This window comes from Roseomonas sp. CAU 1739, from assembly GCF_039839775.1.
Taxonomy (GTDB): Bacteria; Pseudomonadota; Alphaproteobacteria; order Acetobacterales; family Acetobacteraceae; genus Neoroseomonas.
Genome location: NZ_JBDOQQ010000009.1, coordinates 43707 through 55602 on the forward strand (window position 1 = coordinate 43707; position 11896 = coordinate 55602).

An 11896-nucleotide genomic window follows, 5' to 3' on the forward strand; every position below is an offset into this window, starting at 1 on the left:
CGCCGCGGGGATGTCGTCGCATCAGGGGGCGGCGCTCCTGCCTGGTTCATCAGGCCCGGCATCGTCGCGCCCATGGGGCAGGGCCCTGTGCGGGCCAGCTACCGCCGCGCTTCCTCCACCCCATCGCGGATGAATGCCGCCAATGCCCGCGCCAGGCAGTCGTTCAGCGTGTCGACCTCGGCGGTGCGGCGGTCGCGTGCGGCGCGTTCCACATCCACCGTGCCGGCCTCCGCCCAGGCGCGCATGATGTCGTAGCGGGAGAAGTACCCCGCATGTCCGGCCCCCGCGAGCACCCGCAGCGCGTCGCGGTAGGGATCGACATCCACATTGGCGCGCAGGAAGCGGCTGAACTGGATGCCCATCAGCACGGCATCGATGCCGCGGGCGTGCAGCCGGTCGAGCCCCGGACCGATGATCGCCGCCATGTCGTCCATCGGCAGGCTGCGCAGCGCCTCGGTGGTGGCCGCCTGCCAGATCACAAGGTCGAGCGGGCCGGCGCGCATCGCCTCCTCGATCTGCCGCCACTGGTCGGCAGCCGTGCTGCCGCGCGTCCCGCGCACTTCGAAGCGCAGTTGCAGGTTGGGGCGCCGTTCGCGCAGCAAGGCCTCCAGCCGCGCCGGCCAGGCTGCCGCCGGGCTGCTGGTCCCCGCCCCGGTCACCGAGGCCGTGCCGACCGCGAGAATGCTGAGCCGCCCCGTGGCGATGCCGGTGGCGGTCGCGGGCAGCGGCGGGGATTGCAGCCATTCCTCCGGGGCGCCGCAGCCCGGCCCCTGCGCCGCCGCGGCCGGCAACGAGAAGATCAGGCCGACCAGCAGGGCGAGGATGCCGCGCATCTCACTCAACCGTTATCGGTCGCGGCGGGCTGCTGCAAGCCTGCTGTTGCCAGCCGGCGGCTGCCGCGCTTCTCCGACCCGTACCAGGCGGTCAGCAGGGCGAGCCCGACCAGCGCCGCGGCGCCGCCGATGTTGACCATGACCTGCATGCCCCAGCCATCGGCGTCCTCCAGCGCGACGCGGCCGAGGAAGGACAGCGCAATGCCGGCGCAGAACACCGGGAGCGCCTGCTGGCCCATGAGGATCAAGGGCCGCGCCAGGCGGCCGCGCAGCCAGGCGGCGTCCATGGGCACCAGATGCGCGATCAGGTAGGTCAGCGCCAGGATGGTCATCAGCCGCAGCGGGTGCAGCGAGGCCTTGTCGATCGCTGCCAGATAGGGTGCGAAGGCCGGCAGCCGCGTCTCGGCGAATTCCCACTGGTAGTAGATCAGGACCGTCATCACCGCCCCGGCGGCCAGCATGACGCCGCACAGCACCCCGGCCCAGCGCCGCCAGGGCACGCCCAGCGGATGCCCGTTCGGGGGCCGGTAGCCCATCGCGCAGCCGATGAAGAACAGCAGCTGCCAGGCCAGCGGGTTGAAGAACCAGTCCTCCCCGCGCCAGGAGGGCAGGGTGATGTCGAACACCCGCGCCGCAGCCCACAGCGCCGCCGACAAGGCCAGCATCAGCCACGGCCGGCGGATCAGCGGCATGGCCACCGCGAACATCGCCAGCACCGTGATGTACAGCGGCAGGATGTTGAGGAAGGAGGGCTGGTAGCGCAGCAGCAGCGCCTCGAGCAGCGCGCGATAGGGATCGGAGGCGAAGGGATCGAGGTGCAGCTCGTCCAGGTAGGCCGCGCTGTCGAGCCGTGCGGCCGACAGACCCACCTGCGCGGTGAACACCACCAGCAGGAAGATGTGCGCGACATACAGGGTGAACACCCGCCCCATGACGCGCGACGCCGCGAAGAACCATCCCTGCCGGTCCATCACGCGGCCATAGGCAAGCCCCGCGGCATAGCCGGCGAGCAGCACGAAGGCCTCGGTCGCATCCGCCAGGGTGTAGTTGCGCGGCGTGAGGTGGCCGAGCCAATTGCCCGGCGTGTGGTTCACGAAGATGGCCCACAGCGAGAAGCCGCGGACGAAATCCACGCGCAGGTCCCGGTCCAGACGGACGAGTGCGAACATTGGTCCGGTGAACACCAGACTGCTCCGCGCCGCAAGCGATGAGGTGTTACGGCGCGGCGGCAAGGCTCCGCGCGATCGCCTCCACATCGCGGGCCGCGTTGCAGCCGGGGTGGCGCGTCAGCAGCGGCGCCTGGTGGCGGATCGTGTCGCGCACCCTGGCATCGCGGCGGATCACCCCGGCCAGCGGCACCTCCCGCTTCAGGAAGGTGGCCGCCGCACGCGCCAGCGCCGCATGGGTGCGCGCGCCCGCCACCGAATCCGCCGCCAGGTTCACGACGACGCGCGCATCGCCCCCCGGCCGGTCGCGGCCATGCAGCTTCAGCACGGCATAGGCATCGGTCAGGCTGGTCGGTTCCTCGGTGGCGACCACCAGCAGCGTGTCGGCCGCCGCGGCGATGCGGCGCTGCGGCGCTTCCAGCCCCGCCCCCAGGTCCACCACCACGCGGTCCCAGCGCGCCGCCAGGCGCGGCAGCGTCGCCAGCACCGCGGCCAGCGAGCCGGCATCCAGCATGGCGAGCGCGCCCGACCCCGACCGCCCGGCCAGGATGTCGAAGCCGCCGGGGTGGGCGATGGCGGCCTCCTCGGCCGTCACCACGCCGCCGATCACGGCGGACAGGTCCCGCGCCGGCTGGAAGCCGAGTTGCACATCGACATTCGCGAGGCCCAGATCGGCATCGACCAGCACCACGCGCAGCCCCTGCCGCGCCAGCGCCTGGGTCAGGGTGATGGCGAACCAGGTCTTGCCCACCCCCCCCTTGCCCGAGGCAATGGCGAGGATTTGGCCGGCAGCGGGCGCCGGGGATGTGGCGGCTGGGATCATGATGCGGCCTCCTCGGCCGGGTGCAGGGCGCCGCGGCGTGGCGCGGCCACGAGGCGTGCGGCCAGCCGCGCGGGGGTGAGACGTTCGAGGCCATCCACCACCTCGGGGCTGGTGCCGCCTTCGGTCAGCAGCAGCGGTCCGGCCTCGGCGGCGGCAAGCACGGCGCCGAGCCGCCGTGCGGCATCAAGGCGCGTCGGCACCAGGTGCCGTGCGCCAAGGGCCGCGAAGGCCCGGGCCAGGTCGGCGGCTTCCGCGGCGTCGAGCCCGGCGGGCAGCACCAGCACCAGGTCGGCCTGCGCGGCGGCGGCCAGGGCATGCAGCGCGACCGCCTGACGCGCATCGAAGGGATCGCAACCGGCGCTGTCCACCAGCGCGGGCTGGCCTGGCAGCCGCCGTGCCAGCGCCTTGCCCAAGGCCGCGGGCGACTGCGCCACGGCCAGCGTCAGTCCCAGCACGCCGGTGAAGGCGGCCAGCTGCGCCGTTGCCCCGGCGCGCTGCCCGTCGGTGGTGGCGACGACCGGCGGGACGCCGGCCAGCACCAGCCGGGCGGCGAGCTTCGCACAGGTCAGCGTCTTGCCCGCGCCCGGCGGGCCGACCAGCATCACTGGCCGGTCCCGCCCATCCGGCAGCGGCGCGAAGCCCAGCGAGGCGGCCAGCGCCTGGTCGAGCGGGCCGTGCCCCAGGGCGGCGGTGAAGGCCGCCGGGGGGTTGTGGAAAGTCAGGGGGCCGGTTGCCGCGGCCGGGCTTGCCGGGCCCGCCGGCGGGATCATCAGCGGTTCCTCAGGCTCGAGGGCCGCGGTGACCTCGACCCCCTGCGCGGTGCGGCGGGTGGACAGGATCACCGCCTCGGCGCCGAGTTCCTCGCGCAGCAGCGCCATCGCCTCCGGCATCCGGGCAGCGCGGTAGGTCTTCAGGCGCATGGGGGGGCTCCGATCGGAGGGGCGCCGCCCCTCCGAACCACCCCGCCAGGGGCCAACGGGCCCCTGGACCGCGGGGATTTGGTGCCCGGGCGCTGTGGTTCGGCGCGATCGGCAGGCAGCCGAAGGGCCCGGCACCCGGCGCGTGACCCAACTCCGGCGCCCTGCACCAGGTGATGGTTTCCAGAGGCCCACCGGTCTTTGGTTGGGTGAGGTGCGGAGAGGGGCGACGCTCCTCTCTGGCACGTCCCGCCACTCGCGCGCCGCGTCACAGCGTCCCCACCGTGCGGATCCGCGCCCGCGGATGGATCTCGGTATGCGCCAGCACCATCGTCGCCGGCCGGAAGCGTTCCACGATCGCGCGCACATGCGGCCGGATCGGCGCCGAGCAGATCAGCGCCGGCTGTTCCCCGGCCGATGTCGCCGCGTCGAAGGCGGAGCGCAGCCGCTCCATGAAGTCCGACAGCCGCGACGGCGCCATGGCGAGCTGGCGTTCCTCCGGCGGGCCGATCAGCGCCTCGGTGAAGGCGACTTCCCAATCCGCCGACAGGGTGATCATCGGCACATAGCCCTGCGGCCCGCGCGCCGCGTCCGACAATTGCCGCGCCAGCCGCGCCCGCACGATGGCGAGGATGCCGGTCACCGACCGCGCGCCCGCGGCATTGGCTTCCTGGATGCCTTCCAGGATGGTCGGCAGGTCGCGGATCGACACGCGTTCGGCGAGTAATGCCTGCAACACGCGCTGGATGCCGCCCATGCCGATCTGCGCGGGCACCAGGTCGGCGACCAACTTGCGGTGTTCGGTCGGCAATTCGTCGATCAGCTTCTGCGTCTCGGCGAAGGAGAGCAGCTCGGCCATGTTCTCCCGCACCAGTTCCGTCAGGTGCGTGGCGACGACGCCGGCGGCATCGACGACGGTGCAGTTGCGCGCGAGCGCTTCCTCGCGATGCGCTTCCTCGATCCAGATCGCGGGCAGGCCGAAGGTCGGTTCCTGGCAGCGTTCGCCGGGCAGGTTCGGCACGCCGCCGGTCGGGTCGATCGCCAGCAGCAGCGGCGGGCGCAACCGGCCGCGCCCGGCCTCGATCTCCTTCACGCGGATCGCATAGGTGTCGGGCGAGAGCGACAGGTTGTCCTGAATGCGCACGGATGGCAGCACGAAACCCATGTCCTGCGCGATCGAGCGGCGCAACCCCTTGATCTGTTCGGTCAGCCGCGGCGCATCGCCGGCAGCCAGCGACAGCAGTCCATAGCCGAGTTCGAGCCGTAGCAGGTCGATGCGCAGCGTCTCGGCGATCGGAGGTTCGGCGGCGATGGCGGGTGCATCCTGCGCTGCTGGCGGCGCAGCCGCGCGCCGATGCGTTGCCCACGCCGCGGCACCGACACCACCTGCCAGCGCCAGGAAGGGCAGCATCGGCATGCCCGGCAGCAGCGCCATCAGCGCCGCGGCGCCGGCCGCGATGGCAAGCGGCTTCGGCCCGGCGCCAAGCTGCCCGATCATCACCTCATCGGCGGTGCCTTCCGTGCTGCCCTTCGTCACCACGATGCCGGCGGCCACCGAAACGAGCAGCGCCGGGATCTGGCTGACCAGCCCGTCGCCCACGGTCAGGATCGAGAAGGTCTGCGCCGCCTCGGAGACCGAGAGCCCGTGCCGGGCGACGCCGATCGCCATGCCGCCGAGCAGGTTGATGAAGGTGATGATCAGCCCGGCGATGGCATCGCCGCGGACGAATTTCGCGGCACCATCCATGGCGCCGTAGAAGCCCGTTTCCTCCTCCAGCTCGCGGCGCCGGCGGCGTGCCTCCGTCTCGTTCACAAGGCCGGCGGACAGGTCGGCATCGATCGCCATCTGCTTGCCCGGCAGGGCATCGAGGCTGAAGCGCGCCGCGACTTCCGCGATGCGCCCCGACCCCTTGGTGATGACCATGAAGTTCACCACCAGCAGGATGGCAAACACGATCAGCCCGACGACGACATCCCCGCCCATCAGGAAGCCGCCGAAGGCCGAGACGACATGCCCCGCCGCCCCTTCCCCCTCATGCCCATGCGTCAGGATGGTGCGGGTGGTGGCGACGTTCAGCGCCAGCCGCAGCAGCGTGGTCAGCAGCAGCAGCGTGGGGAAGGAGGTGAAGTCGAGTGGCCGGCGCAGGAACAGCGCCACCATCAGCACAAGAACGGACACGGTGATGGATATGGCCAGCGACGCATCCAGCAGCACCGTGGGCAGCGGCACCACCAGCACCACCAGCAGCGCCGCGACGCCGAGCGCCAGCGTCATGTCGTTGCCCGGCTGGGCGCGACGCAGCCAGCCCGGCAGGGCGATCGATCCCACGCGCTACCCGATCGGCAGGGGGATGGGCGCCTGGCCGGGCACCGGCGGCACCGTGACACCGACCGCGCGATATTCGTGCAGCTTGTTGCGCAGCGTGCGGATGGAAATGCCCAGCATCTCCGCAGCCCGCGTGCGGTTGCCCAGGCAATGCGACAGCGTCTCGAGGATCAGGTCGCGCTCCACCTCCTCCATCCGGCGTCCGACCAGCGCCGCGACCGGCGGGGCGGATGCCGCGATCGGCCGTGTCGCGACGGGCGCCTCGGCATTCGGCGCGGGACGGTGTTCCAGCAGGTCGATCGCATCCGGCCCGATGCCGGGCCCTTCGGCCAGCAGCACGGCGCGGTGCAGCGTGTTCTCGATTTCCCGCACATTGCCCGGCCATGGATGGGCAAGCAGAAGCGCCTCGGTCGCCGGCGCCAGGCCGCGCAGCGGCAGGCCGTTGGCGCGCGCATAGCGTTCGGCGAAATGGCGCGCCAGCGGCAGGATGTCGCCCGGCCGCTCGCGCAGCGGCGGGATGCGCAGCCGCACCACCGCGAGGCGAAAATAGAGATCCTCCCTGAAGCGGTTGTGCGCCACTTCGGTGGCAAGGTCGCGATGCGTCGCGGCCAGGATGCGCACATCGATCTTCACCGGCGCATGACCGCCCAGCCGGTCGATCTCGCGTTCCTGGATGGCGCGCAGGATCTTGGCCTGCAGGCGCGGGTCCATCTCGCCGATCTCGTCCAGCAGCAGCGTGCCGCCCTCGGCCTGTTCGAACTTGCCGCGCCGCGACGCAACCGCGCCGGAGAACGCACCCTTCTCATGCCCGAACAATTCCGATTCCAGCAACGCTTCCGGCAGTGCGGCGCAATTCAGCGCGACGAACGGCCCGCGCGACCGGCGCGACGCCGCATGGATGTGGCGCGCCAGCACCTCCTTGCCGGTGCCACTCTCGCCCATGATCAGAACGGAAGCCTCGGCGCGCGCCACCTGTTCGGCGCGGGCAAGAAGCGCGCCCATCGCGGGGTCGCGCACCACCGGCTTCTCGGGGTCGCCGGCCACCGCCTCCAGCATCGCCGCGATCAGGTCGGCATCCGGCGGCAGCGGCAGGAAGTCCTTGGCACCGGCCCGGATCGCGCGCACCGCGCCATCGGCATCGTCGGGCCGCCCGCAGGCGACCACCGGACACGCGATGCGTTCGGCCGCCATCTGTTCGATCAGCCAGGCGACGTCGTGAAGCACGTCGCACAGCACGAGGTCGGCACCCTCGGCGCGCAGCCGCGCCAGCCCGGCCGCCGCGCCCTCGGCCACGGCCAGTTTCGCGCCGCGCGCGGCGGCGATGCGCGCCGCGATGCCGAGTTCCGCCTCCATCGAGCCGATGATCAGGATGCGCGCCATGGTCAGACGCCCCGGTCGGATTTCACGATCTCGGTCATCGTCACGCCGAGCCGGTTGTCATCGACCATCACCACCTCGCCCCGCGCGACGAGGCGGTTGTTGACGTAGATGTCCACCGCCTCGCCGAGCTTGCGGTCCAGTTCCACCACCGCCCCGCGCCCGAGCTTGAGCAACTGCGACACCTGCATCGTCGCGCGCCCGAGCACCGCGCTGATCTGCACCGGAATGTCATAGACCGCTTCCAGTTCGCGCGCCGGGGCGGAGGCCGCCTGGCGCGCCTCCTCGGAGGCGGCGGAGACGGGTTCGAAGCCGGTGGATCCGGACATGGTCTACTCCTTCGGCCCGAGGCCGGATGATTCGAGGACACGGCCGATCGCCTGCCGCCGCATCGCCAGGTCGAGGGCCGCGCCGCCGCCGCGCCAGGTCGCCCGCGCATCGCCCGGCGGCAGGCTGGCATCCTCCTCCACCGCGATGACGCTGGCGCCGAGCAGCGCGCGCACCGCATCGCCGAGGCCGGGTGGCACCAGCAGCCGCGCCTCCGGCGTCACCTCGAGCACCGGGGCGACGCGGCGCGCGAAGGCGGCGGCAAGCGGCGCGGCATGATCCGCCGCGAGGCCCGGCAGCGCGGCGTCGAGCATGGCGATCACCAGCCGTGCGAGATCCTGCGCGACCGCCCCGGCCGCCTCGCGCGCCGCGTCATGGCCGTGGCGCAGCGCCTCGACGGCAACCTCGGCGGCGCGGGCGGCGGCGGCCTGCTGCGTGTCCGCGGCGCGGCGCAGCCCCTCGGCGAGGCCGTCCGCCCAGCCGCCCTGCCGCGCCTCGGCAAGCAAGGGTTCGATCGACGGCGGCGGGGGCGGCAGCGGCCGCGTCGCCTCGCGCCGCGCGGCATCGAGGGCTGCGACCAGCAGCGTCGGCATGAAGTGCCGCGCGGGGGGTTCGGTGGCGGTCCGGGCGAAAAGGTCGGCCATGTCAGTAGACCATCTCCTCCTCGCGGCTGTCCTGCATCTGGATCTGGCCCTGCGCCGCCAGGTCCTTGGCCAGGATCACCACCGCGGCCTGCGCGTCGTCCACGTCGCGCAGCTTGACCGGGCCCAGATTGGCGAGGTCCTCCTTGAGCATCTTCGCCGCACGCTCGCTCATGTTCTTAATGAACAGGTCGCGCAGCGCGTCCGATGCGCCCTTCAGCGCCAGGGTCAGCTGCTCCTTCGGGACCGCGCGCATCAGGATCTGCGCGCCGGCGCCATCCATCCGCCCGAGGTCGTCGAAGGTGAACATCAGCCCGCGGATGCGCTCGGCCGCGTCGCGGTTGCGCTCCTCCAGCGCGGCCAGGATGCGGGTTTCCGACTGGCGGTCGAGATTGTTGAAGATCTCGGCCATCATCTCATGCGCGTCGCGCCGCTGCGCGCGGGCGAGGTTCGACATGAACTCGGCCTTCAGCGTGCGCTCGACGCCGTCCAGCGCCTCCTTCTGGACGGTCTCCATGCGCAGCATGCGCATGATGACCTCCATCGAGAATCCCTCGGGCAGCAGGGACAGCACGCGCGCGGCGTGGTCGGCCTTCACCTTGGTCAGCACCACCGCGACGGTCTGCGGGTATTCGTTCTTGAGGTAGTTGGCGAGCACCGCCTCATTCACGTTGCCGAGCTTGTCCCACATGGTGCGCCCGGCGGGGCCGCGGATCTCCTCCATGATCTGGGCGACGCGCTCGCGCGGCAGCGTCTTGAGCAGCATGCGCTCCGTCGTCTCCCAGGATCCGACGAGATTGCCGGTCTGGCCGAGATTCTCGGCGAACTCCTTGCACAGTTCCTCGACCGCGACGGCGGGCACCGAGCCGAGATTGGCCATCGCCTGGGAGATGTCGCGGATCTCGTCCTCATGCATCTTGGCGAACAGCCGCGAGGCGTGGTCCTCGCCGATCGCGAGCATGAAGGTCGCGGCCTTCTGGGCACCTTTCAGGGCCATAGCCGCGTCCTCACGTCGCATCCGGCGTCATCCAGCGACGCACCACGCCGAGTGCGTCCTCCGGATGGCGTTCCACCAGGTCCTGCAGCTTGGTGATCGAGGAGGCGCGCATCTGCCCCTCGACCATGGCGAGCGAGATCATCGCGGCTTCCTCCTCGGTGGTGTGCTGCAGGGCGGCCTGGTCAGTGCCGGGCTGGCCCGGCAGCGCAGGCGTGCCTGACCCGGCATACGCACTGGCGATCGCGGCGGTGCCCGCGACCGCGCCGGCCACGCCCGGCCGCGCGGCCAGCGTCACCAGCCGGCCCACCGCGGGGCGTCCGACCAGCAGGATGGCGAGCAGCGCCACCAGGGCGAAGATCGCGCTTTCCGCCAGCCGCGCGATGGTGGTGCTGCTGAAGTTCAGGTCGAACATCCCCGGCGCCGACGCGCCATCCACCGCCGGCGGTTCGGCGAAGCGCAGGGAGACGACCTGCACGCGGTCGCCGCGGCGTTCGTCGTAGCCAACCGCGCCCTGCACCAGCGATGCGATGCGCGCGATCTCCTCGGTGGTGCGTTCGCGGAAGGCGGGCGTGCCGCCGGGCGGGGTTTCCCACACGCCGTCCACCAGCACCGCGATCGACACGCGCTTCACCACCGGATGCTCGCGCACCGTGTTGCGGGTGGTGCGGCCGATCTCGAAGTTGGTCGTCTCCTCCTGCCGGCTTTCCTGCGTCGTGCTGGCGCCGCCATTGGGATCGGCGTTGGGCACGTTGTTCTGCACCGTCGCCGCGCCGCCTTCCGATCCGCGCGAGGAATCCTGCGAGCTCTGCTGGCTGCGCGGGACCTGGTTGTCCGGGTCGAAGCGTTCCTCGGTGGTCTGCACGCGGTCGAAATCCATCTCGACCGTCGCCTCGGCACGCACCCGCCCGGGGCCCAGCGTGCGTTCGAGCATTTCCTCCACCGCGCGAGCGATGCGCAGTTCCTGCGCGTGGCGCATCTCCTCCTGCGAGGTGGCGGCGGCGGGCCCGGCCAGCGCCTGGCCGCCCCGTGCCAGCAGCGCGCCACGGCTGTCGACGATCGAAATGGCCTGCGGCCGCAGGCCCGGCACGGCGGTTGCCACCAGGTGCAGCACCGCCTGCACGCCTTCCCGGTCCAGCCGCTGCGCGCCCTGCATGGTCAGAACCACCGAGGCCTGCGCCTCCCCCCGCTCGCGGGAAAAGGCGTCGCGCCGCGGCAGAACCAGATGCACGCGCGCCCCGCGCACGCCCGAGAGCTGGCGGATCGACCGTCCGATCTCGCCTTCCAGCGCGCGCAGCCGGTTCACATCCTGCTGGAACGGCGTGGTGGTCAGCGATTCACCGCGGTCGAAGATTTCATAGCCGACCGACCCGCCCTGCGGCAGGCCTTCGCGCGCCAATGTCAGGCGCAGCCGCGGCACCTGGTCCTCGGGGGCGAGGATGCGGGTACCGCCAGCCTCGATCCGGAAGGGCATGCGCGCGCGTTCGAGCGCGGCGACCACCTGCCCCGCATCGCGCGGGTCGAGTTCGCCATACAGCAATGCCATGGGCGGCTGCCCGGCGCGCAGCACAAACCAGGCGAGCAGCCCCAGCACGGCGAGCCCGGCACCGCCGAGCAGCGACAGGCGGAGTGGCCCGAAGCCGCGCAGTTGCGCGATCACGCCCTCTCCCATGCCGCCCCGTTATTCGCATCGCGCCGCACATGCCGCATCCGAGGCCGCCTCCTGCCGCCTGCGGCAGACTTTGCCGGGCCGGGGTTGCGGTGCGGTTAATACGGGCGGAACCGATGGCGGCAGCCGCATCGGGCGCTCACCATGGCGCCTTAGCTATCGGGCAGGATGCTGCGCAGGCTGTCGAAGCCCAGCGACAGCGCCCCCATGCTCAAGGTCAACCCGTCGGTGCCGCGCTGCGCACTTGTGAGCGTGCCGCGCACGGTGTGGGGCAGGGTGACCGCCACGCCATTGGCGTCGCGCCCGCTGACCTGGACCGCATAGGCGCCGTCCGCCTGGGTGACGCCGGCGCTGTTCCTGCCGTCCCAGGTCCAGCCTGTCGCGCCCGTCCCCAGTGTGACGGTCTGCTGGCGCAGCGTGCGGCCGGCGGAATCCGACACGGTGATCTCGGCGGTGCGCGCGGTGCCGGCAGCGGGCAGGCGGACCTCGGCGCTGCCGCCCTGCAGCGCGACCCGATCCGAGGCGACTTCCACCCGCCGCCCGATCATCGGCGCCGCGGCGGTCAGCTGCGCCGATTGCTGCAGGGAGACCAGCGAGGTCAGGTTCTGGTTCATTGCGATCTGCTGCTCGACGGAGGCGAACTGCACGAGCTGGTTCGTCATCTGGTTGGTATCGAGCGGATTGGTCGGGTCCTGGTTCTGCAGCTGCGTCGTCAGCATGGTCAGGAACGTGTTGAGATCCGCCCCGAGGCGCGTCGTGGCGCTTCCGGCGGCGGTGCTGCCGGCGGCGGTGGCGTTGGCGATGGTTCCTGACATCGGCGTGG

General features: G+C 71.9%; 11 protein-coding genes. All 11 read right to left on the reverse strand.

What is annotated here, in order from left to right:
- Positions 1-98: 98 nt before the first annotated feature.
- A complete protein-coding gene (locus AAFN86_RS15625) occupies positions 99-833 on the reverse strand; it encodes an SGNH/GDSL hydrolase family protein (RefSeq protein WP_347544286.1) in 735 nt (244 codons plus the stop codon).
- Positions 834-838: 5 nt separating this feature from the next.
- The gene (locus tag AAFN86_RS15630; protein WP_347544287.1) at positions 839-2017 is read right to left on the reverse strand and encodes an OpgC domain-containing protein; all 1179 of its coding nucleotides are present in this window, start codon (positions 2015-2017) and stop codon (positions 839-841) included.
- A 31-nt stretch (positions 2018-2048) separates the two neighbouring features.
- Positions 2049-2822, reverse strand: coding sequence for an AAA family ATPase (locus tag AAFN86_RS15635; protein WP_347544288.1), 774 nt, complete (start codon positions 2820-2822; stop codon positions 2049-2051).
- Complete coding sequence (locus AAFN86_RS15640) at positions 2819-3742, reverse strand: hypothetical protein (RefSeq protein ID WP_347544289.1); 924 nt, start codon at positions 3740-3742, stop codon at positions 2819-2821. The genes AAFN86_RS15635 and AAFN86_RS15640 overlap by 4 nt, the downstream gene beginning before the upstream one ends.
- A gap of 265 nt (positions 3743-4007) precedes the next feature.
- Entirely contained in the window at positions 4008-6014 is a 2007-nt protein-coding gene (gene flhA, locus AAFN86_RS15645; protein WP_347544479.1) for a flagellar biosynthesis protein FlhA, read from the reverse strand.
- Positions 6015-6071: 57 nt separating this feature from the next.
- Positions 6072-7445 (reverse strand): sigma-54 dependent transcriptional regulator, encoded by a 1374-nt coding sequence (locus tag AAFN86_RS15650; protein WP_347544290.1) that lies wholly within the window; start codon positions 7443-7445, stop codon positions 6072-6074.
- A 2-nt stretch (positions 7446-7447) separates the two neighbouring features.
- Entirely contained in the window at positions 7448-7771 is a 324-nt protein-coding gene (fliN, locus tag AAFN86_RS15655; RefSeq protein ID WP_347544291.1) for a flagellar motor switch protein FliN, read from the reverse strand.
- 3 nt (positions 7772-7774) lie between these two features.
- A complete protein-coding gene (locus AAFN86_RS15660) occupies positions 7775-8413 on the reverse strand; it encodes a hypothetical protein (RefSeq protein WP_347544292.1) in 639 nt (212 codons plus the stop codon).
- A 1-nt stretch (position 8414) separates the two neighbouring features.
- The gene (gene fliG / locus AAFN86_RS15665) at positions 8415-9407 is read right to left on the reverse strand and encodes a flagellar motor switch protein FliG (RefSeq protein WP_347544293.1); all 993 of its coding nucleotides are present in this window, start codon (positions 9405-9407) and stop codon (positions 8415-8417) included.
- Positions 9408-9417: 10 nt separating this feature from the next.
- Entirely contained in the window at positions 9418-11064 is a 1647-nt protein-coding gene (gene fliF / locus AAFN86_RS15670) for a flagellar basal-body MS-ring/collar protein FliF (protein WP_347544294.1), read from the reverse strand.
- A 161-nt stretch (positions 11065-11225) separates the two neighbouring features.
- Entirely contained in the window at positions 11226-11888 is a 663-nt protein-coding gene (locus tag AAFN86_RS15675; RefSeq protein WP_347544295.1) for a flagellar hook assembly protein FlgD, read from the reverse strand.
- Positions 11889-11896: the final 8 nt, after the last annotated feature.